Annotated in this window: 22 protein-coding genes and 1 pseudogene; 10 read left to right on the forward strand and 13 right to left on the reverse strand. The window is 71.7% G+C overall.

Annotation, left to right across the window (positions count from 1 at the left end):
- Nucleotides 1-144: 144 nt before the first annotated feature.
- Nucleotides 145-1176, reverse strand: coding sequence for a class II fructose-bisphosphatase (gene glpX / locus ACLIN4_RS22790; RefSeq protein WP_019329205.1), 1032 nt, complete (start codon nt 1174-1176; stop codon nt 145-147).
- A 126-nt stretch (nt 1177-1302) separates the two neighbouring features.
- Between glpX and ACLIN4_RS22795 the strand changes: the two genes are divergently transcribed.
- The gene (locus ACLIN4_RS22795) at nt 1303-1839 is read left to right on the forward strand and encodes a DUF4245 domain-containing protein (RefSeq protein WP_100048277.1); all 537 of its coding nucleotides are present in this window, start codon (nt 1303-1305) and stop codon (nt 1837-1839) included.
- 75 nt (nt 1840-1914) lie between these two features.
- Here the strand turns inward: ACLIN4_RS22795 and ACLIN4_RS22800 are convergent, their stop codons facing one another.
- Nucleotides 1915-2505 carry a malonic semialdehyde reductase gene (locus tag ACLIN4_RS22800; protein ID WP_411576155.1) on the reverse strand — a complete coding sequence of 197 codons (591 nt, stop codon included), beginning with the start codon at nt 2503-2505 and terminating at the stop codon, nt 1915-1917.
- Between the two features lie 260 nt (nt 2506-2765).
- On the opposite strand from ACLIN4_RS22800, the gene ACLIN4_RS22805 reads away from it, so the two are divergent.
- Entirely contained in the window at nt 2766-2981 is a 216-nt protein-coding gene (locus ACLIN4_RS22805; protein ID WP_100048278.1) for a DUF4287 domain-containing protein, read from the forward strand.
- A 19-nt stretch (nt 2982-3000) separates the two neighbouring features.
- Here ACLIN4_RS22805 and ACLIN4_RS22810 read toward each other — a convergent pair whose 3' ends face one another.
- The 3 genes from ACLIN4_RS22810 to ACLIN4_RS22820 form a co-directional block, all read right to left on the reverse strand.
- Entirely contained in the window at nt 3001-3252 is a 252-nt protein-coding gene (locus ACLIN4_RS22810) for an exodeoxyribonuclease VII small subunit (protein WP_381939014.1), read from the reverse strand.
- Between the two features lie 9 nt (nt 3253-3261).
- Nucleotides 3262-4470: an exodeoxyribonuclease VII large subunit gene (gene xseA, locus ACLIN4_RS22815; protein ID WP_289904246.1), complete on the reverse strand. Its 1209-nt coding sequence runs from the start codon at nt 4468-4470 to the stop codon at nt 3262-3264.
- A 183-nt stretch (nt 4471-4653) separates the two neighbouring features.
- Nucleotides 4654-6030, reverse strand: coding sequence for an APC family permease (locus ACLIN4_RS22820; RefSeq protein WP_289904244.1), 1377 nt, complete (start codon nt 6028-6030; stop codon nt 4654-4656).
- A gap of 116 nt (nt 6031-6146) precedes the next feature.
- Here ACLIN4_RS22820 and ACLIN4_RS22825 point away from each other — a divergent pair, with 116 nt between their 5' ends.
- Nucleotides 6147-7178 (forward strand): 4-hydroxy-3-methylbut-2-enyl diphosphate reductase, encoded by a 1032-nt coding sequence (locus tag ACLIN4_RS22825; RefSeq protein ID WP_100046187.1) that lies wholly within the window; start codon nt 6147-6149, stop codon nt 7176-7178.
- 29 nt (nt 7179-7207) lie between these two features.
- Nucleotides 7208-7972 carry a polyphosphate--glucose phosphotransferase gene (gene ppgK / locus ACLIN4_RS22830; RefSeq protein ID WP_289904241.1) on the forward strand — a complete coding sequence of 255 codons (765 nt, stop codon included), beginning with the start codon at nt 7208-7210 and terminating at the stop codon, nt 7970-7972.
- 31 nt (nt 7973-8003) lie between these two features.
- On the opposite strand, the gene ACLIN4_RS22835 is transcribed toward ppgK, so the two are convergent.
- A complete protein-coding gene (locus tag ACLIN4_RS22835) occupies nt 8004-8405 on the reverse strand; it encodes a DUF6542 domain-containing protein (protein ID WP_411576156.1) in 402 nt (133 codons plus the stop codon).
- Nucleotides 8406-8782: 377 nt separating this feature from the next.
- Between ACLIN4_RS22835 and ychF the strand changes: the two genes are divergently transcribed.
- Nucleotides 8783-9871 (forward strand): redox-regulated ATPase YchF, encoded by a 1089-nt coding sequence (gene ychF / locus ACLIN4_RS22840; protein ID WP_100046190.1) that lies wholly within the window; start codon nt 8783-8785, stop codon nt 9869-9871.
- Between the two features lie 119 nt (nt 9872-9990).
- Here ychF and ACLIN4_RS22845 read toward each other — a convergent pair whose 3' ends face one another.
- Together ACLIN4_RS22845 and ACLIN4_RS22850 are read right to left on the reverse strand one after the other, a co-directional pair.
- Complete coding sequence (locus tag ACLIN4_RS22845; protein ID WP_107476902.1) at nt 9991-10383, reverse strand: DNA-binding protein; 393 nt, start codon at nt 10381-10383, stop codon at nt 9991-9993.
- On the reverse strand, nt 10383-10634 hold the full coding sequence (locus tag ACLIN4_RS22850; protein WP_289904236.1) for a hypothetical protein: 252 nt from the start codon (nt 10632-10634) through the stop codon (nt 10383-10385). The genes ACLIN4_RS22845 and ACLIN4_RS22850 overlap by 1 nt, the downstream gene beginning before the upstream one ends.
- Before the next feature lie 147 nt (nt 10635-10781).
- Here ACLIN4_RS22850 and ACLIN4_RS22855 point away from each other — a divergent pair, with 147 nt between their 5' ends.
- A complete protein-coding gene (locus ACLIN4_RS22855; RefSeq protein ID WP_411576157.1) occupies nt 10782-12962 on the forward strand; it encodes a DEAD/DEAH box helicase in 2181 nt (726 codons plus the stop codon).
- A 152-nt stretch (nt 12963-13114) separates the two neighbouring features.
- Here the strand turns inward: ACLIN4_RS22855 and ACLIN4_RS22860 are convergent, their stop codons facing one another.
- Entirely contained in the window at nt 13115-13873 is a 759-nt protein-coding gene (locus ACLIN4_RS22860; RefSeq protein WP_290014207.1) for a TetR/AcrR family transcriptional regulator, read from the reverse strand.
- Nucleotides 13874-13983: 110 nt separating this feature from the next.
- On the opposite strand from ACLIN4_RS22860, the gene ACLIN4_RS22865 reads away from it, so the two are divergent.
- Together ACLIN4_RS22865 and ACLIN4_RS22870 are read left to right on the forward strand one after the other, a co-directional pair.
- On the forward strand, nt 13984-14949 hold the full coding sequence (locus ACLIN4_RS22865; protein ID WP_107476899.1) for an ATP-binding cassette domain-containing protein: 966 nt from the start codon (nt 13984-13986) through the stop codon (nt 14947-14949).
- Complete coding sequence (locus tag ACLIN4_RS22870; protein WP_107476898.1) at nt 14942-15685, forward strand: ABC transporter permease; 744 nt, start codon at nt 14942-14944, stop codon at nt 15683-15685. Before ACLIN4_RS22865 ends, ACLIN4_RS22870 begins: the two co-directional genes overlap by 8 nt.
- An 86-nt stretch (nt 15686-15771) precedes the next feature.
- Here the strand turns inward: ACLIN4_RS22870 and ACLIN4_RS22875 are convergent, their stop codons facing one another.
- Nucleotides 15772-16272 (reverse strand): DinB family protein, encoded by a 501-nt coding sequence (locus ACLIN4_RS22875; RefSeq protein ID WP_411576158.1) that lies wholly within the window; start codon nt 16270-16272, stop codon nt 15772-15774.
- 39 nt (nt 16273-16311) lie between these two features.
- Nucleotides 16312-16938, reverse strand: coding sequence for an SAM-dependent methyltransferase (locus ACLIN4_RS22880; RefSeq protein WP_100046195.1), 627 nt, complete (start codon nt 16936-16938; stop codon nt 16312-16314).
- 95 nt (nt 16939-17033) lie between these two features.
- On the opposite strand from ACLIN4_RS22880, the gene ACLIN4_RS22885 reads away from it, so the two are divergent.
- A complete protein-coding gene (locus ACLIN4_RS22885; RefSeq protein ID WP_100046196.1) occupies nt 17034-17609 on the forward strand; it encodes a helix-turn-helix domain-containing protein in 576 nt (191 codons plus the stop codon).
- Nucleotides 17610-17632: 23 nt separating this feature from the next.
- Here ACLIN4_RS22885 and ACLIN4_RS22890 read toward each other — a convergent pair.
- Nucleotides 17633-17743: pseudogene (locus tag ACLIN4_RS22890) on the reverse strand (LysR family transcriptional regulator); the annotation flags it as partial.
- A 259-nt stretch (nt 17744-18002) separates the two neighbouring features.
- Here ACLIN4_RS22890 and ACLIN4_RS22895 point away from each other — a divergent pair.
- Nucleotides 18003-19592 (forward strand): S8 family peptidase, encoded by a 1590-nt coding sequence (locus ACLIN4_RS22895; protein WP_290014210.1) that lies wholly within the window; start codon nt 18003-18005, stop codon nt 19590-19592.
- Nucleotides 19593-19599: 7 nt separating this feature from the next.
- Here ACLIN4_RS22895 and ACLIN4_RS22900 read toward each other — a convergent pair whose 3' ends face one another.
- On the reverse strand, nt 19600-20805 hold the full coding sequence (locus ACLIN4_RS22900) for a serpin family protein (protein WP_290014211.1): 1206 nt from the start codon (nt 20803-20805) through the stop codon (nt 19600-19602).
- Between the last annotated feature and the right edge of the window lie 45 nt (nt 20806-20850).

Here is a 20850-nt window from a genome sequence, read left to right on the forward strand (position 1 = left end):
GGCAGGACCACCCGCACCTTCGGATGCCGCGGTTTGCGGCCGACCCGAGGGACGCGGGGACTGCGCGACCGACCACGACGCGCCCGCACTCGCCGCCGAGACGGAAGCCCCCGATTCAGAGGGCGCCCCGCACGACCGACGGAGTCACTTCGCCCGGTCGAAGTCGATCGCGCTGTACGCCCGCAGCTTGCTCAGCCGGTGCTCGGAGTCGATCCGCCGCACCGTGCCCGACTTCGACCGCATCACGATCGAGTCGGTCGTCGCCGTCTCGGACCGGTACCGCACCCCGCGCAGCAGCTCACCGTCGGTGATGCCGGTCGCGACGAAGAACACGTTGTCCCCGGAGACCAGGTCGTCGGTGGTCAGCACCCGGTCCAGGTCGTGCCCGGCGTCGATCGCGCGCTGCCGCTCCTCGTCGTCCTTGGGCCACAGCTTGCCCTGGATGGTGCCGCCCAGGCACTTCACGGCACAGGCCGAGATGATGCCCTCCGGCGTGCCGCCGACCCCGAGCAGCAGGTCGATGCCGGTGCCTTCGCGCAGCGCCAGGATGGAGCCGGCCACGTCGCCGTCGGAGATGAGCTTGATGCGGGCGCCGGTCTCCCGGACCTCCTTGATCAGCCCCTGGTGGCGGGGCCGGTCGAGGATGACGACGGTGACGTCCTCGGGGGTGCGCCGCTTGGCCTTGGCGATCCGGCGGATGTTCACGGACACGGGGGCGTTGATGTCGACGAAGTCGGCGGCCTCCGGGCCGGTGACCAGCTTGTCCATGTAGAAGACGGCCGACGGGTCGAACATGGAGCCGCGCTCGGCGGCGGCCAGCACCGCGATGGCGTTGGTCATGCCCTTGGCGGTCAGCGTGGTGCCGTCGATCGGGTCGACGGCGATGTCGACCTCGGCGCCGGTGCCGTCGCCGACCCGTTCCCCGTTGAAGAGCATCGGGGCCTCGTCCTTCTCGCCCTCGCCGATGACGACGACGCCGTTCATCGAGACGGTGTGGACGAGGGTCCGCATGGCGCGCACCGCGGCACCGTCGGCGCCGTTCTTGTCACCGCGCCCGACCCAGCGGCCGGCGGCCATCGCCGCGGCTTCGGTCACCCGAACCAGTTCCATGGCGAGGTTGCGGTCAGGGGCCTCCGAGGGGACGTCCAGCTCGGAGGGCAGATGATGCTCGGTCATCGGAACGCACCTTTCTGATACGACGACGGCCGGATGAGGGTGTGGCCATGACTCTATCGTCAGTCCGACAGAATGAGCAGGGGACCCCACGTATGAGCACATCGGGGACCTGCGACGATAGGGGGCGTGGCAGGTACGAACGGCAAGCAGAAGACGGCCCGGGACATGGTCCTCTCCCTGGGGGTCATCGTTCTCGCGGGACTGGTCATGTATCTCTTCATCCCGCACGACGACGACGGCGGGCCCGACCTCAAGCGGGTCGACTACACGGTCGAGCTGACCACCGCGCGCCGCGCCGCGCCGTACCCGGTGGCGGCGCCCGAGGGGCTGCCCAAGGAGTGGAAGCCGACCTCCGTCCGCTACCGCGGCGCCGAGGACAACACCTGGCACCTGGGCTACCACGCCCCCGACGGGGAGTACGTGGCGGTCGGGCAGTCGACGCAGAAGCCGGCCGAGTTCATCGAGGAGGCCAGCCAGGGGGCGCGGAAGACCGAGGCCACCGAGGAGATCGGCGGCCGGACGTGGACCCGGTACACGGGCGGCCGGTACGAGGCGCTGGTGCTGCACGACACCGACGGCGTGAAGGGCGCGACGACGGTCGTCGCCGGCACCGGCTCGTTCGAGCAGCTGGGCGAGATGGCGGCGGCGCTGAAGCTGGCCTGAGCCACCGCCGCACTCCGTGGACACGAGGAAGCCCCCGGCGCCGCGCCGGGGGCTTCGTCCGTGCCGGGGTCGGCCTCAGACCGTCGTGACGACCTGCTCGTAGGCCAGCCGCGGGGAGCGCGGGAACCAGGCGTCCGGGCCCGGGCTGCCGATGTTGACGACCATCAGCGGGGTGTGGTCGTCGTCCAGGAACTCCTTGCGGACGCCGTCGAAGTCCAGGCCCGTCATCGGGCCGGCGGCCAGCCCGGCGGCGCGGACGCCGACGATGAAGTACGCGGCCTGCATGGCGGCGTTCAGGGCGGCGGCGCCCTCACGCACCGGACGCTCGCTGAAGAAGGCGTCCTTGGCCTGCGGGAAGTGCGGGAAGAGCTGGGGCAGCTCCTCGTGGAACTCGTTGTCCGCCGACAGGATCGCGACCAGCGGGGCGGCGGCCGTCTTGGGCCGGTTGCCCTCGGCCATGTGCTGGACCAGGCGCTCGCGGGCCTCGGGGGAGCGGACCAGCGTGATGCGCAGCGGCGACTGGTTGAAGGCGGTCGGGCCGTACTTGACCAGGTCGTAGATCGCCTGCACCTGCTCGTCGGTCACCGGCTCGTCGGTGAAGGTGTTCGCGGTGCGGGCCTCGCGGAACAGCAGGTCCTGGGCGGCGGGGTCAAGGACGAGAGACATACGTGATCTTCCTCGGGGGGTGTGCGTCGGCCCCGTACCGGTCGGCGGGGAGCCGTTGACGAGGACGACGCTACGCGAAAGAAGTTCAACCTTCAACCAAAGCCGGATCGTGGTGATCCGCTTCACAGGGTGGCCCGTGTGAAGGGGAGAGGTGCGAGTGCGGAGTGACGCGGGTCACGGGCGGCCGGCGATGACTTCTCGTCCCGGCGGCGGTCGTAAACGGCAGAACACCATCACCGGCACCGAGGGAGCACACCGCCATGACCACCAGCGCCGTCAAGGGACCCGCGTCCTACTTCCCGTCGATCGAGAAGAAGTACGGCCGTCCGGTCGCGGAGTGGAAGGAGCTGATCCGCTCCTCGCCGCTCACCAAGCACATGGAACTCGTCTCCTGGCTCAAGACCGAGCACGGCCTGGGCCACGGACACGCCAACGCGCTGGTCGCGCACACGCTCGCCGAGGACACCGGCAAGTAGGAAGGGCGTACGGGGCCGGTTAGCGGTCCTCGTCCCCGTCGGCCGCTTCCGCCTCCTCGGCCAGCGCCGCGTCCAGCCGGGCGCGGGCGCCGTCCAGCCAGCGGCGGCAGACCTTCGCCAGCTCCTCGCCCCGCTCCCACAGGGCGAGGGACTCCTCCAGCGTCGTACCGCCGGCCTCCAGCCGCCGTACGACCTCGATCAGCTCGTCCCGCGCCTGCTCGTACCCGAGCGCCTCGGACACGGCCGCCGACTGCTCCACCTCGCTGGTCATCCACTCACCTTACGCATCGACTCGTACGGAGAAATCGCCCTCGGAGACGCGGGCGCGCAGGGTCTCGCCCGTCTCCACCTCGCCGGGGTCACGGACGGCGTGACCGTCGGCCCGCTGGAGCACGGCGTACCCGCGCTTCAGGGTCGCGGCGGGGGAGAGGGCCACCACGCGCGCGTGGGTGTGCGTCAGCTCGGAGTCGGCCCGGTCGAGGTGGTGCCGGAGCGTACGGCGACCCCGCTCCAGCAGGGCCGTCACCTGCTCGGCCCGCTCGTCGATCATCCGGTGCGGGTCCTGTATCGACGGCCGGGTGAGCGCGTGGGCCAGCCCCCGCTCCTCCCGGTCGACGAACGCGGCCACGCACCGCCGCGCCCGGTCCCGCAACTGCCGCACCCGCTCGTACTCCTCGCCGACGTCCGGCACGACCTTCTTCGCGGCGTCGGTCGGCGTGGAGGCGCGCAGGTCGGCGACGAGGTCCAGCAGGGGACTGTCCGGCTCGTGGCCGATCGCCGAGACGACCGGCGTACGGCAGGCGGCGACCGCCCGCACCAGCTGCTCGTCGGAGAACGGCAGCAGATCCTCCACGCTGCCGCCACCGCGCGCGACGACGATCACGTCCACGTCGTCGATCGCGTCCAGCTCCTTCACCGCCTGCACCACCTGCGGCACCGCGTGCACGCCCTGCACGGGGACGTTGCGCACCTCGAAGCGGACGGCGGGCCAGCGGTGCCGGGCGTTCTCCAGTACGTCGCGCTCGGCCGCCGAGGCCCGCCCGCACACCAGGCCGATCAGCTGCGGCAGGAACGGCAGCGGCTTCTTGCGCTCCTGCGCGAACAGCCCCTCCCGCGCGAGCGACTTCTTCAGCTGCTCCAGGCGGGCCAGCAGCTCCCCGACACCCACCGGCTTGATCGCGGCCGCACGCAGCGACAGCTGCCCGCGCGGCGCGTACCACTCCGGCTTCGCGTGCACGACGACCCGCGCGCCCTCGCCGACCACGTCCGCCACCGCGTCGAACACCTGCCGGTAGCAGGTCACGCTCACGGAGATGTCGTGCGACGGGTCGCGCAGCGTCAGGAACACGACCCCCGCGCCCGGCCGCCGCGACAACTGCGTGATCTGCCCCTCGACCCACACCGCGCCGAGCCGGTCGATCCAGCCCCCGATCAGCCGTGACACCTCGCCCACGGGCAGGGGGCTTTCGGGGGTCGAGTTAACAGCCATGCGCCCGAGCGTAACGGCCGGGTACGACAACCCGGCCCGCCCGCACCCAACGGCCCCCGCTCCTCCCGCCGGCCCGCCTCACACGCCCGCCGCAGGCTTCCCGCCGGCTCGCCTCGCGCCTCCGCCGCAGGCTTCCCGCCGGGCTCGTCTCGCGCCTCCGCCGCACGCCGCCCACCGGCCCCCTCACACCCCCTCCGCACGCCTCCTCCCGCGCGCCTGCGCCGCCAGCACCACCAGCCCCACCGCCAGCCAGATCGCCCCCACCACCTGCGCCGTGGCCGACGCCTCCACGATCACGGCGACGGTGATCGCCGCGCCGAGCACCGGCACCAGCGCGTGCCGCCACCAGCTCACCGGGTCCCCGCCGCGCCGGACCACGAACCAGCCGACCACGCTCGCGTGCAGCAGCGTGAAGGCCGTCAGCGCCCCGACGTCCACCACCGAGACCAAGTGGTCGAGGCCGTCGTCGCGTCGCGCCGCCCACACCGCCGCCACCATGGTGATCACGGCGGAGACCAGCAGCGCCACGCGCGGCACCCCCGAGTACGTCCGCGACAGCACCCCCGGCAGCCGCCGGTCGCGGCCCATCGCGAACAGCAGCCGCCCCGCCGCCGCCTGACCGGCCAGCGCCGCGAACGCCGCGCCGATCGCCTTGCTCACCGCCACCAGGTCGTGCAGCCACGTCCCGACCGACGCGTCCACGGCGTCGTAGAACGCCGAACCCTGCCGCTCCGGCTCCGCCGCCAGCTGCGCCGACGACACCGGCTCCAGCAGCGCCGCCAGGTACGTCTGGGCCACGAACAGCACGCCCGCCAGCACCAGGCAGAACAGGAGCGCCCGCGCGACCTTCGCGGAACCGCCGGTGACCTCCTCCGCGAACGTCGCGATCGCGTCGAAGCCCAGGTAGGACAGCACCGCCACCGACACCGCGCCCACCACCGCCGACAGCGCGAACGCCCCCTGCGTGCCGTCCCCGGACAGCGGCGACAGCCAGCCCCGCTCGGCACCGTCGCGCGCGAGGACCACGATCGCCGCCACCACGAAGACCAGCAGGACCACGATCTCCATGGCGAGCACCAGGAAGCCCACCCGGGCCGCCGCCCGCACCCCCCACAGGTTCAGCAGGGTCGTGACGACCACCGCGAGCGCCGTCCACACCCAGCGCGACACCTCCGGGACCAGCGCCTCCATCGCGATGCCGGAGAAGAGATACGCCACCGCCGGGATGAGGACGTAGTCCAGCATCGCCATCCAGCCGGCGATGAACCCGGCCCCGTTCCCGAGCCCCACGCGCGCGTACGCGAACACCGACCCCGCCTGGGGGACCACCCGCACCATCTGCGCGTAGCTGAACGCGGTGAACGCCATCGCGATCGTGGCGACGACGTAGACGAGGGCCACCGCGCCGTGCGACTTGGCGTCCAGGGTGCCGAAGACACCGACCGGCGCCATCGGCGCGATGAACAGCAGCCCGTAGACGACAAGGTCCCTGAAGCCCAGGCTCCGCTTGAGCTGGTGTTCCTCACCGGCCCCCTGGGCCGCCGTACCGGTCTCGGACATCGTGCCTCCGCCAGCGCCTCGGACTCCGCCTCGTCACGTCCCCGTCGACGTCCCCGTCAGTCTCCCCGGTGACATCGCACCCACGCGATCTCTGACCCGCCGAACGCGGCCTTACGATGGGTGCCATGACTGCTTCGCCTGGCCGCCGTGTCCTGCTCGCCGCCCCCCGTGGCTACTGCGCGGGTGTGGACCGCGCCGTGATCGCCGTCGAGAAAGCCCTGGAGCAGTACGGGGCTCCGGTGTACGTCCGCCACGAGATCGTCCACAACAAGTACGTCGTCCAGACCCTGGAGAAGAAGGGCGCGATCTTCGTCGAGCAGACGGAGGAGGTCCCCCCGGGCAACATCGTGATGTTCTCCGCGCACGGCGTGGCCCCCGTGGTCCACGAGGAGGCCGAGCGCGGGAAGCTCGCCACCATCGACGCCACCTGCCCGCTCGTCACCAAGGTGCACAAGGAAGCCGTCCGCTTCGCCAACGAGGACTACGACATCCTCCTGATCGGCCACGAGGGCCACGAGGAGGTCATCGGCACCTCCGGCGAGGCACCCGACCACATCCAGCTCGTCGACGGCCCCGAGGACGTGGCGAAGGTCGAGGTCCGCGACCCGTCCAAGGTCGTCTGGCTCTCCCAGACCACCCTCTCCGTCGACGAGACCATGGAGACCGTCGACGCCCTCAAGGACAAGTTCCCCCAGCTCATCTCCCCGCCGAGCGACGACATCTGCTACGCCACGCAGAACCGTCAGCTCGCGGTCAAGCAGATGGGCGCCGAGGCCGACCTGGTGATCGTCGTCGGCTCGCGCAACTCCTCGAACTCCAAGCGCCTCGTCGAGGTCGCCAAGCAGGCGGGCGCGCGCGACGCCTACCTGGTGGACTTCGCCGACGAGATCGACGAGTCCTGGCTGGAGGGCGTGACCACGGTCGGCGTCACCTCCGGCGCCTCCGTCCCGGACGTGCTGGTCGAGCAGGTCCTGGAGTGGCTGTCGCAGCGCGGCTTCGAGGACGTGGAGATCGTCAAGGCGGCCGAGGAGTCGATCACCTTCTCGCTGCCCAAGGAGCTCCGCCGCGACCTGCGCGAGGAGGCCGCGGCGCTGATGGCGGAGCGCGGCGGCTCCGGCACGACCGCCTCCGGCACGGCCGGGGCGTGACCGTCAGTCGTCCGTCGTAACGTGGTGCCATGCAGATCTTCGGCGTGGACATCGGCGGATCCGGGATCAAGGGCGCCCCTGTGGACCTCGACAGGGGCGACCTGGCCCAGGAGCGCTGCAAGGTACTGACCCCGCACCCGGCGACCCCCGACGGCGTGGCCGACGGGGTGAAGGAGGTCGTCGAGCACTTCGGCTGGACCGGGCCGGTGGGGCTGACCTTCCCGGGCGTGGTGACGGGCGGCGCCACGGTCCGCACAGCGGCCAACGTCGACAAGAGCTGGGTGGACACGGACGCGCGGGCCCTGTTCGGCGAGCGGCTGGGCGGGCTCGACGTGACGGTGGTCAACGACGCGGACGCGGCGGGCGTCGCCGAGATGCACTTCGGCGCCGGACGCGGCCGCGAGGGCACGGTCATCCTGCTCACCTTCGGTACGGGCATCGGCAGCGCCGTCTTCACCGACGGCGTCCTCGTCCCCAACAGCGAGCTGGGACACCTGGAGCTGGAGGGCCACGACGCGGAGACGCGCGCCTCCAGCAAGGCCAAGGACGACCACGACCTGTCGTGGGAGCACTGGGCGCACCGCGTGCAGAAGTACCTCGCCCACGTCGAGATGCTGTTCTCGCCGCAGCTCTTCATCATCGGCGGCGGGGTCAGCCGCAAGGCCCACAAGTTCCTGCACCACATCGAGGGCATCAAGGCGGAGATCGTCCCCGCCGAGCTGCAGAACAACGCGGGGATCGTGGGCGCGGCGATGCGGGCCGCGGAGGGCGCGGGCAGGTCGTCCGCGGGCTGAGCAGGTCGGCGTCGCGGGCCGGAGCCGCCCGTCACACGGGCGTACGGCCCCGGGCGGCGACGGCCCGGCGCCGCCGCAGCATCCGTACCCGGCGCACCAGCATCGTGGACCCGGCGACCAGGGTCCCGCCGTACAGCCAGCCGGCCTCGGTGGCCAGGGCGGTCACCAGCCCCATGAGCCGCCCGCCCACCCCCTTGCCGCTCTCGGCCACGGTCACCAGTCCCACGGCGAAGGCGATCGGCACGACGACGGGGGCGGTCAGCAGGTCACCCCTGCGCACCCAGAGCGCGGTGACCAGGCACACCGGCAGGAACAGCACGCCGTACACCGTCAGGGAAGCGCCGAACAGCGCCTGGTCGAGGAACCCGAGCACCAGCATCACCGCCCCGCAGAACAGGCCGCTGCCCAGCCCGGTCAGCCGTGGGTTGGGCATCTGGCGCAGGGCACGCACCACCCGTGCCACCGGCGGAACGGGCCGTGGTGTCGGCCGTTCCGCCACCGCACGTGCCGGTACCGGGCGTGCGGCGGCAGCTCTGCGTACTCGGCCGCCCGCCGGTCCCCGCCCCTGCGGGGGCAGCGATGCCCGGTCCCGTCGCGGTCCGTACTGCGCAGGTCGCGTCCTGTGTTGCTCCACTGGACCAACTTAGGTCGGTTTATGTGCCGAATAGCCCGACAGACACGCCGTGCGGCGATGCCCGGCCGCTCTTCGACACCGCGCGAGTCCGACTCCGGCCACCCCGTAGACTGGTGGATCGGCCCCCTGCCCGGCCCGCCCCACCCTCCGCATCCTCACGTACGGGAAGTCGCAACGTGTCGCTCACGATCGGAATCGTCGGTCTGCCGAATGTCGGCAAGTCGACCCTGTTCAACGCCCTGACCAAGAACGACGTGCTCGCGGCCAACTACCCGTTCGCCACGATCGAGCCCAACGTCGGCGTCGTGGGCGTCCCCGACCCCCGCCTGACGAAGCTGGCCGAGATCTTCTCCTCGGAGAAGGTCCTCCCGGCCACCGTCGACTTCGTCGACATCGCGGGCATCGTGCGCGGTGCGAGCGAGGGAGAGGGCCTGGGCAACAAGTTCCTCGCCAACATCCGCGAGTCCGACGCGATCTGCCAGGTCATCCGCGCCTTCAAGGACGAGAACGTCGTCCATGTCGACGGCAAGGTCTCGCCCAAGGACGACATCGAGACGATCAACACCGAGCTGATCCTCGCCGACCTCCAGACCATCGAGAAGGTCCTCCCGCGCCTCCAGAAGGAGTCGCGCATCAAGAAGGACGTCGCGCCGAAGGTCAAGGCCGTCGAGGAGGCCAAGGAGATCCTGGAGAAGGGCGACACCCTCTTCTCCCAGGGCATCCTCCAGGGCACCGAGCGCGCGGAACTCCTCCACGACCTGCACCTCCTCACCACCAAGCCCTTCCTCTACGTCTTCAACGTCGACGAGGACGAGCTGACCGACGAGGACTTCAAGAACGAGCAGCGCGCCCTGGTCGCTCCCGCCGAGGCGATCTTCCTCAACGCCAAGCTGGAGGCGGACCTCGCCGAGCTGGACGAGGACGAGGCCCTGGAACTCCTCCAGTCCGTGGGCCAGGACGAGCCCGGCCTCGCCACCCTCGCCCACGTCGGCTTCCGCACCCTCGGCCTGCAGACCTACCTGACCGCCGGCCCCAAGGAATCCCGCGCCTGGACCATCAAGAAGGGCGCCACCGCGCCCGAGGCCGCCGGTGTCATCCACACCGACTTCCAGAAGGGCTTCATCAAGGCCGAGGTCATCTCCTACGACGACCTGGTCGAGACGGGCTCGGTCGCCGAGGCCCGCGCGAAGGGCAAGGCGCGCATGGAGGGCAAGGACTACGTGATGCAGGACGGGGACGTGGTGGAGTTCCGCTTCAACGTCTGACGTAGCGTCAACACTGTGCCCGACCCGCCTGTCGGTGGGTCGGGCACAGGTGTCTGTCCGTGTGGGGTCCTTGCCCGCGATGTGGGGCAGCGGCAGGTCTGTCGGCGTGACGGGCAGCCTCAGACCTTGACGACCTCCACGGAAGGGCCGCAAAGGAGTGTCAGGTCCTCGGGGTCGGACGTGAGGACGGTGACCGGCCGGGGTGCGTCGCGGGCGATGACGGCGAAGGCGGCATCGATGGCGTACTTGTGGCCGTGCAGGTGATGGGCGCGCAGGAGCGTGGCGGCCCGGTCGGTGATCTCCTTGGTGACGTCGTGAACGTCGATGCGGGAGAGGACCCACTTGATGCGGGCCGGGTGGATGCGCTCGTAGTCGGCCTCTAGCGTGGTCATGGCGCTTGTGGCGACGCGGACGCCCTCCTCCGACGCCGCCTGGACCAGAGCGGCGACGGTGCGGTCCTTGCGGTAGAGCTTCGAGAGTCCTTCGCTGTCGAGCAGGAGGGTTCCGGGCATCAGGCGGCGGCCCCGCCGGCCTGCCGGTGGTCGTGGCGCAGCAGCGCCCGGGCCGCTTCGACCTCTCCGCGGGTGAGCGCTTCGTTGTCGGTCTCGAAGTCGGCGACGATCTCCCGCAGCTTGTCCATGGCGACCCTCTGTTCGAGAGCCTCGGCGACGTAGGCGGAGAAACCGCCGGGCCCGACATGGGCGCGTACGGCCTCGGCGAGATCCTCGGGCAGGCTGATCGAATACTTCCTACTACCGCTCATGGTGCCAATCCTACCGGTGGTCGTAAGTCCTGTGGCGCGAAATGACCGAGCCGGGGCTCGGTCGGTCCGCAGGAAGCTGAGAACGCCCGTCGAGGCCGGGTGCGGGCGGTGGGAGGATGCGGGGAGGGCCGGAGAGGGGCGGGAAGCGTGGGGCGTGGCGAGCGGGACACGGTCGAGAGGGGAGCGCGACTGTACGAGGCGGCGCAGACAGTGGTCGGTGACCACGGAAGGGCAGTGGAGGCGGTAAGGGCAGCACTGAGGCCGATCCACGATGCGGCGGTGAAGCGGGAGCTCGACGCCATTCCCGTCGCCCGGCTGCAGGACGTCACCGAAGGGCGACTGCGGCTGGGGAGCGTCGAGAGGAGCGGACTGCGCACCCTGGGCAGTGTTCTCGAAGCGGGCCCCTACCGGCTGCGGCAGATTCCCGGTGTCGGGCAGCGCACCGTCGACCAGATGCTCGCCGCGGCCCGCCGGCTTTCCGAGGCCGTGCACGAGACCGTGGCCGTCCACATCGACGTGGACCGGCCGGAACCGCGCACCACCGCGCTCGTCACGGCCCTGCACGTACTGGTGGAGGCCGGCCCGGAGGCCCGGCGTGCGGTCGACAAGGCCACCGTCCTGACGGAACGGCTCGGTCCGTTGCTGGCCGACGCGAGACCGGCCGCCGGAAGGGTCCGTATGCTTCTGGCCGGCCGGGAGAAGAGGGCTCGCGCGTGGGCGGCGGTCGCCGCGACCCGGTCGCTGGTGGACGAGGCGGAGCAGGCCGGCCTGCCCGAGCTGCTCGCCCAGGCGTCGGTGGACCTGCTCCGAGGTCCTTCGTCCGACGTTGCGGCCTGGGTGGACTTCGAACTCCGTTCCGCCGAGTACTACAGCCTGCTCGCCGAGATCTCCGGACGGCCGCCGGACGCGGCTGCCGCAGAGGGTTTTTTGCCGGACGAGGTTGCAGAGCGGGTACGGACCCAGCACCTCGACGACACGCACCGGCGGGTCTCCCTGCGCGGCTACCAGGCGTTCGGCGCACGGTTCGCGCTTGCGCAGCGCAAGGTGATACTCGGCGACGAGATGGGCCTCGGGAAAACCATCCAGGCGATCGCCGTCCTCGCCCACCTGGCCGCCGAGGGACAGAGCCACTTCATGGTCGTCTGCCCCGCGAGCGTCCTCGTGAACTGGACACGGGAGATCGAGGCCCGCAGCGCCCTGCGCGTCATGGTGCTCCACGGTCCCGACCGGCACCACGCGTTCGCCGACTGGAAGGGGCGGGGCGGCGTCGGGGTGACCACGTTCGACGCGCTGCGCGGCTTTCCTGCTCCGGGCGGTGGGGAGGTCGGGCTGCTGGTGGTCGACGAAGCGCACTCCGTGAAGAACCCGAAGGCCAAGCGGTCCCAGGCGGTCGGCCTGTGGGCGGAGCGTTGCGAGCGCACCCTTTTCATGACCGGAACACCGATGGAGAACAAGGTCGTGGAGTTCCACAACCTGGTGCGGATGCTCGACGGCGACGTCGCGGACTCCCTCGGTGAACGGGACGCGTTGGCCGGATCGGTTGCCTTTCGCAAGGTTGTGGCCCCGGTCTACCTGCGGCGCAACCAGGAGGACGTGCTGACGGAACTCCCGAGCCTTCAGCAGACCGACGAGTGGGAAGAGCTGAGTACTTCGGACGATGAGGCGTACCGCGAAGCCGTGCGCGCGGGCAACTTCATGGCCATGCGCAGGGCCGCGTACATGCGCCCCGAGAAGTCGGCCAAGCTGGAACGGCTTCGGGAGATCGTTCAGGAGGCCGGCGAGAACGGGCAGAAGACGGTGGTCTTCTCCAACTTCAAGGACGTACTGGCCGTGGTGAAGGAGGCCCTCGCGGCCGAAACCCTCAGGGTCACACCGGTGTTCGGTCCGCTGACCGGCGGCGTCCCGGCCCAGCGCCGCCAGGAGATCGTCGACGACTTCGCCGGTGTCCAGGGCCCCGCGGTGCTCCTGGGGCAGATCCAGGCAGCGGGCGTCGGCCTCAACATGCAGGCCGCTTCCGTCGTCGTCATCTGCGAACCCCAGGTCAAGCCGACCATCGAACATCAGGCGGTGGCCCGGGCCCACCGGATGGGCCAGGCCAGGCCGGTTCGCGTGCACCGTCTCCTCGCCACCGGAGGCGTGGACGAACGCATGGTGAAGATGCTGGAAACCAAGACGCGCCTGTTCGATGCCTATGCCCGCCGCAGCGCAGTGGCCGAAGCCACCCCGGACGCGGTCGACGTGTCGGACACCGAGCTGGCACGTCGGATCGTCGAGGAGGAACAGGCTCGTCTGGGTATGACGGACGAGAGGCCCACGTCATCCGAGTGAGGGTGTCCCACGGTCCGCAGCCAGCCCGCAGGCACTCCGCTTCGACGTGTAGCGGGCTGCCGGTCGCGACATCACCGATCCGGCGAACGCGCAGTTCGGACAAGGCCCGGCTCCTCGGAGTCGGGCCCTGCCCGCAGGAGACCGCACCACCCTCACTCGCCCAGGTACGCCGCCACCCCGTCCAGCGCCCGCGCGAGTCCGAAGGCGAAGTCGTCGAAGTCGTCGGCCGAAGGTGCCGTGTCCGCGTCCAAGTCGTCGAAGGCGCCGTCTGTCACCGCATCGCGCAGTGCCGGAAGCCGGCCGCTCTCCGTCACCCGGCGCAGGAACTTCCCGTAACCCGCCATCCGCCGCGCCGACCCCTCCGGGTCCTGGTGCAGCAGTGACAGGATGCTCAGCTCGCTCCGCACCTGGCCGCTGATCAGCAGCGACACCGCGATCTTCTCGCCGTGACCGAGGCGCGTGTCCGCCAGCACTGCCAGGCACTGGTCCAGCCAGGCCAGTTGGTTCGGCGTCACCGGCGGGCCGTGTGCCGCCACCAGCGGGACGGCCCACAGGTGCCTGAGCAGGCAATCGCGCATCGCCGTCGCCCAGTGCTCCAGCCCTGCCCGCCAGTTGCCCCTGGCCGTCTCCGGCAGTGGCACCGGCGGGCCGATCGCCGCGTCGACCATCAGCATGACGAGCTCGTCCTTGGTCGATACGTACCGGTACAGAGCCATCGTCGATGCGCCCAGCTCCTTGGCCACTCGGCTCATCGACACCGCCTCGATGCCCTCGGCGTCCGCGACGGTGATCGCCGCCGTCACGATGCCGTCCAGGGTCAGGCCGCGCTTCGGGCCCTTGTGCGGGCGGTCGCGCAGACCCCAGGCGATCTCGAGGCCGGCGGGGAAGGGGTCCGGGGTCTCGCTCTCCATGACGAGTGAGTTTATGTCATACGCAGTACCGTGTACGTTCTACGCAGTGACGTGTATGGTCTACGCAGTAGCGCGTGTGACGTACGCAGAAGAGTCGGCAAGGAGTCAGCGTGGAGAGCCCACCCGCCATCGAGGCCCGCGGCCTCGCCAAGTCCTACGGAGACGTCGGTGTCCTGCGCGGCATCGACCTCGCCATCGCCCCCGGCACCGTCTTCGCCCTGCTCGGGCCCAACGGCGCCGGCAAGACCACCACCGTCCGGATCCTCGCCACTCTCCTCGCCGCGGACGCCGGTGAGGCCCGCATCGCCGGGCGCGACATCGTCGCCGAGCGGTCCGCGGTCCGCCGGACGATCAGCCTCACCGGCCAGTACGCCGCCCTCGACGAGGAGCTCACCGGCGCCGAGAACCTCCGCATGACGGCCCGGCTCGCCGGCCTGCCACGCGCCGCCGCCCGCACTCGCGCCGACGAGCTGCTCGCCCGTTTCCGGCTCACCGACGCGGCGCACCGGCGCGTGGGCACGTACTCCGGAGGCATGCGACGGCGCCTCGACCTGGCCGCGTCGCTCGTCGGCGAGCCGGCCGTCGTCTTCCTCGACGAGCCGACCACCGGACTCGACCCGCGCAGCCGGCAGGAGGTGTGGGAGCTGGTCGCCGGACTGGCGGACTCCGGGGTGACGGTCCTCCTCACCACGCAGTACCTGGAGGAGGCCGACAACCTCGCCGACCGGATCGCGCTGATCGACGGCGGGCTGATCGTCGCCGAGGGCACGGCCGAGGAGCTGAAACGGCGAGTGGCGGGCGAGCGGCTGGATCTGATTCTCGCCGACCCCGAGGCGTACAGAACCGCCGTGCGGTTGCTCGGCGACCTCGTCGTGCGGCGCGACCCGGACGGCCTGCGGCTCGCAGTGACCACCAGCGGTCGCGCCGACCACGTGCGCGAACTCCTCGACGCCGTCGACCCGGAGCACCGCCTCGTCACCCGCTTCGCGGTACACGGCGCCACCCTCGACGACGTCTTCATGGCCCTCACGGGCAGTGCGCGCCACGACGAACGCGAGGAGCCCGCCCATGTCTGACGCCCTCACCCTGACCGGCCGGTCCGTCCGGCTCAGCGCCCGTACACCCGACGCGCTGATCACCGCGCTCGTGATGCCGGTGATGCTGATGCTGGTCTTCGTCTACTTCTTCGGCGGGGCGATCGAGACCGGCGGGAAGTACGTGCAGTACGTGGTGCCGGGCGTGCTCGTGCTCTGTGCCGGCTTCGGCGCCGGCAACACCGCGATGAGCGTCGCGAACGACATGCGGGGCGGGATCATCGACCGCTTCCGGTCCATGGACGTCGCCGGTACGGCGATCCTGGCCGGACATGTCGCGGCCTCGGTGGTGCGCAACCTCGCCGCCACCGCGGTCGTCTTCGGCGTGGCCGCCGCGATCGGCTTCCGCCCGCAGGCGTCGGCGGCCGGGTGGCTCGCGGCGATCGGGGTGCTGGTCTGCTACATCGTCGCGCTGTCGTGGCTGTCGGCGGGAGTGGGCCTGATCGCCAGGTCCCCGGAGGCGGCGGGCGGATTCACCTTCCTCATCGCCTTCCTGCCGTATCCGTCCAGCGGCTTCGTGCAGATCGACACGATGCCGTCCTGGCTCCGCGGCTTCGCCGAGCACCAGCCGCTGACGCCGGTGATCGAGTCCATGCGCGGTCTGCTCCTCGACCGGCCGGTGGGCGATGACCCGTGGCTGGCGCTGGCGTGGTGCGCGGGGATCACGGTGGTGTCGGTGGCGGCGGCCGGGGCGCTGTTCCGGCGCCGCACGCACTAGATCGGCGGAACGCCGGAGCATCGCGGGCCGCTGGTGCCGGCGTATCGCGGGCGGCTGACGTTGGGTGTCGCGCCGCAGCCGCCGAGTCAGCGTCCCGTCGAGCCGTCGATCAGCTCGCGCAGGATGTCCGCGTGGCCGGCGTGGCGGGCGGTCTCCTCGATCAGGTGGGTGAGGGCCCAACGGACGCTGGGGGCGGGCCGGTCGGGGCGGGAGCGGGGGAGCGGTTCGCCCGGGTCGGTGCACGTGTCGAGTGCCCGGTTCGCGTGCTCGACGGTCTCCCGGTAGCGGGCGACGATCCCGGCCACGGTGTCCTCCGGTGCCGCGCGGAACGTCGCCGGCCAGTCCCGCACGTCCTCTCCGAGGAAGACCGCGCGCTCGACGTGGGTCAGGTGGTTGAGCAGCCCGAGCAGATTCGTGCCGGACGGCACCGCGGCCGTGCGGACCTGCGGTTCCGGGGCGCCGTCGACCTTGGCGGCGATCGAGTCCCGGAGATAGTCGAGGAACGCGCGCAGGGTCTCGGCCTCGCTGCTTCGGGCGCGGGGTGGAGGGGTGTCCCGGCGGTGGGTGCGACGCGGTGGGCTGGGCATGGCGGCCTCCATGAGGGGCGGGCGACGCGGGCGTACGCGTCAGCCGTCGCGGCGGACGATCAGGACGTGGTCGACGACCTCCGCGGTGCGTCCGTCCGGGCCGGTCGCGGTCCGGCGCGGTGCGTCCGCCCGCTCGACCGGCCACGTCGCCGGGTCGAGACCGAGGTCCGCCGCGACCTCGCGCGGGGTGGGGTACCGGACGTCCGGGTCCTGGTTCCACGACCACGGCGCGGTCGAGCCGTGGTCGACGACCAGCAGCCGCCCGCCGGGCCGCAGCGCGTGCGCGGCCGTGCGCAGGACCGCCGACCGGTCCAGCTCGAAGGGGGTGTGGAGGTAGTGCGCGCAGATCAGGTCGAAGCGGCCCTCCGGGAAGGAGGCGCGCAGGTCGTGCGGCGCGGCGTCGATCAGGTCGCCGAGACCCTGTGCGCGGGCCCGGGCGGTCAGCCGCTCGGCCGCCACCGGTGAGATGTCGACGGCGGTGACGCGCCAGCCGCGGCGGGCGAGCCACAGCGCGTCGCCGCCGTCGCCGCAGCCGAGGTCCAGTACGTCGCCGGGCGGCAGATCCGCGACCGTCTCGACGAGGCGGGCGTTGGGGCGGGGGTCGGTGGCCGTCGGGCGGGCCGCGTACAGGCCGTCCCAGAAGGCGACCGGGTCCGTCGTGCTCATCGGAACTCCTTGGGCCGGGAGGAGGAGACGCGGCCAGTCTCACCACGCGTCGCCGAACCCGGCACGAAAACTTGCCGTTGTGGCAAGGTGGCCCGATGGACGACGCCGGAACGGACGACGTGCTCGACGCCGTGGGCCCGCGCCTGCGCGCCCTGCGCCGCGAGCGTGGCATCACCCTCGCCCACCTCTCGGCGGCGACCGGCGTGTCCGAGAGCACCCTGTCCCGGCTGGAGAGCGGACAGCGCCGGGCGACCCTGGAACTGCTGCTGCCGCTCGCCAGGATCTACGACGTCCCCCTGGACGACCTCGTCGGCGCCCCGCGCACGGGCGACCCCCGGATCCACCTGAAGCCGATCCGGCGGTTCGGGATGGTCTTCGTGCCGTTGTCCCGGCGGCCGGGCGGGACCCAGGCGTTCAAGATGATCATTCCGAGCCGTCCCGCGCCGCTCGAACCGACGCCGCAGACCCACGAGGGCTTCGAGTGGCTGTACGTGCTCAGCGGCCGGCTGCGGCTGCTGGTCGGGGAGCGCGATCTGACCCTGTCTCCCGGCGAGGCGGCCGAGTTCGACACCTCCCTGCCGCACTGGCTGGGGAGCGCCGACGGCGGCGCGGTGGAACTGCTCGTCCTCTTCGGGCTGCAGGGGGTGCGGGCGCATGTGCGCAGCGGGTGAGCGGCGGACGTCCTGAAACCGGGGCAGATGCCGAGGCCGGCGACGAGGGCCTCGTACGTCTCCTCCGTACCGGCGATCCGCCGTCGGTCCAGTGCCGGCCAGAAGTCGCGCGGGACGCCCGCCCGCGGCGGCAGGTCCCCGCCTTCGGGGACTGAACGACGGGTCAGGAACCGGTGGCGGGCGAGGCTCGCTCAAACGACGCGGGGCTCCGCACATCCGTGCAGGGCCCTTGTGCAATTCCTCTGGAAGCCTCAATCTTTCGGCTGACGCACCAAAGCCGCCCCGCGTTGACATGGTCATGACTTACCCGTGTCCTGTCCATGTCCTGACGGGCGGTCTGCTCGGCGTGCACGTACCCCACCATGCACCACCCCACCGAGGAGGACCCCTCACATGGCAGTGCTGCGTCACCACCACCGCACCACCCGGCGAAGACTGGCCGCCGTCAGTGCCGCCGCCACCGCGGCTCTCGCCGCGAGCCTCGTCTCCGCGCTCCCCGCCGGCGCCGCCCCGGCCGCCGCGGAGGGCGTCGTCCAGTACGAGGACGCGGTGAACGCCGTCGCCGGCAGCTACATCGTGACCCTGAAGCCGGACGAGGCGAAGTCCGGCTCCGCCGAAGGCCGGGCCGTGGCGAAGAAGTACGGCGCCGACATCGAGCGCACCTACACCAAGGCCCTCAACGGCTACGCGGTCGAGGCCTCCGAGACCGAGGCGAAGCGTCTCGCCGCCGACCCGGCCGTCGCCTCCGTCGTGCAGAACCGCACCTTCCACGTCACCGGCACCCAGCCCAACCCGCCCTCCTGGGGCCTGGACCGCATAGACCAGCAGAACCGCCCGCTGGACAACTCGTACACCTACCCGGACAGCGCCGGACAGGGCGTGACGGCGTACGTCATCGACACCGGCGTGCGCATCACCCACAGCGACTTCGGTGGCCGCGCCTCCTACGGCTACGACGCCATCGACAACGACAACACCGCCCAGGACGGCCACGGCCACGGCACCCACGTCGCCGGCACGGTGGCGGGCAGCGCGTACGGCGTCGCCAAGCAGGCGAAGGTCGTCGGCGTCCGGGTCCTCGACAACTCCGGCTCCGGCACCACCGCCCAGGTCGTCGCCGGCATCGACTGGGTCGCCCGCAACGCCGCCAAGCCGGCCGTCGCCAACATGTCGCTGGGCGGCGGCGCGGACAGTGCCCTCGACGCGGCCGTCCGCAACGCCATTGCCTCCGGCGTCACCTTCGTCGTCGCGGCCGGCAACGAGTCCACCAACGCCTCCACCAAGTCCCCGGCCCGGGTGACGGAGGCGATCACGGTCGGCGCCACCACGTCGAGCGACGCCCGCGCCTCCTACTCCAACTACGGCTCGGTCCTCGACCTGTTCGCGCCGGGCTCCTCCATCACCTCGGCCTGGAACAGCGGCGACTCGGCCACCAACACCATCTCCGGTACGTCGATGGCGAGCCCGCACGTCGCCGGGGCCGCGGCCCTCCACCTGGCCGACAACCCCTCGGCCACCCCCGCCCAGGTCGCCTCCGCGCTGACGTCCGCCGCCACCAGCGGCGTCGTCACCAACCCCGGCAGCGGCTCGCCCAACCGGCTGCTGTACGTCGGCGACGGCGGCACCACGCCCCCGCCGGGCGACCGCTTCGAGAACACCGGTGACTACACCATCCGGGACAACGCCACCGTCGAGTCCCCGGTGACCGTCTCCGGCGTCTCCGGCAACGCGCCCTCGGCGCTCTCCGTCGACGTGAACATCGTCCACAGCTACATCGGCGACCTCCAGGTCCAGCTGGTCGCCCCGGACGGCACCGCCTACACGCTCAAGGCGTACGGCACCGGCGGCAGCGCGAACGACATCAACACCACGTACACCGTGAACGCCTCCTCGGAGACCGCGAACGGCACGTGGAAGCTGCGGGTCAGCGACAACGCGTCCTGGGACACCGGGCGGATCGACGCCTGGGCCCTGCAGTTCTGACGCCTGATCAGCCGTAGGTGCCGATGACCTCGTCCTCGCGGAACGGCTCCGGGTCGGTGACCCAGCCCGCCGCGAGGGCGAGGCGCGTGTGCCGGTGCACGGCGAGGAAACCGAAGGGGCGGTCGAAGACGGCCCGGACGGTGGTGCGCAGCCAGCGCAGTTCCGGTATGCCGGCCGCCATCCCGCCCAACGTCGTCACCGCGGCCGCCTCGAACCCCCGGGCGTCGAACCGGGCCAGGGCGGACTGCCGGGCCGACTCGACGCACAGCGGGCGGGGGCTGACGCCGGGGAAGTGGCCGGGCACGGGCCGCACGGCCGTCGTCAGCCCGAACAGCTCCGGGCGTTCCAGCAGATCGTGCTCTGACGTGACCGCGTACGGCGGCAGGGTCACTTCCAGCGTCGGCGGCTCGGGGAGCATCGTGTGCTCCCGCACGACGTCGAGGCCCGGACCCACCTCCCCGTACGGCAGGTGCGAACCCGGCGTCACCGGGTGCCTGCGGGCGAGGACGCCGACACCCGCCCCGAGCACCTGTCCGGGCGTCATGCCCTCCTCACCGAGCAGCAGATGGACGTCCACGGCGGTGTCGCCCAGCACCTTCAGCCCGGTGACGTGACCGTCGGGTGTGTCCGCCACGCCGATCCGGTCCAGCAGGGTGCTGTGGCGCCACAGGCCCGCCAGTTCACGGCCCTCCCAGGGGCCGGCCTCCGGAGTGAGGTGTCCCTCCTCGAAGGGTTTCAGCCACCGGGTGCGCAGCGTGAGCGCGCTCGCCAGAACCATCTCGGTGTCCGGAGTCACCGTCAGCGGCATCCGCTCGATCAACCCGCCCGTGCGCTTCGCCGCCCAGGCGTCCAGCGCCGCCCCGTCGGCCTCCGGGTCGCCCGTGAGCACGCCGTGCGCGTCGGCGGGCAGCCCCGCCTCCCACTCCTCGCGCAGCTCCAGCGTGCGCGCGGTCCACAGGCCCAGGGCGGCCTCCAGACCGCGCACCGACCCGAGGGCGGCGAGCAGTTCGCGGGCCGCCGGGGCCGCGTCGTCGGCCGGCAGGCCCACCGCCTCCTCCAGCTCCGCCCGGGCCGCGCCCGCCGCGCCGTCCGCGAGCAGGGCCAGCAGGGGCCACACGCCCACCGCCGAGAACACCGTGCCCCCACCCGTCGTGGCCGCCCAGCGTGCCGTGAGCCCGTTCACCGCCCGGACCGTCGCGTTCGCGACCCGCATGCCGTCCTCGCCCTCCGCGCGCTTAACATGCGCTCAGTGATCGGC

Origin of the sequence: Streptomyces mutabilis (genome assembly GCF_046628145.1) — a bacterium.
Classification (GTDB): Bacteria; Actinomycetota; Actinomycetes; order Streptomycetales; family Streptomycetaceae; genus Streptomyces; species Streptomyces mutabilis.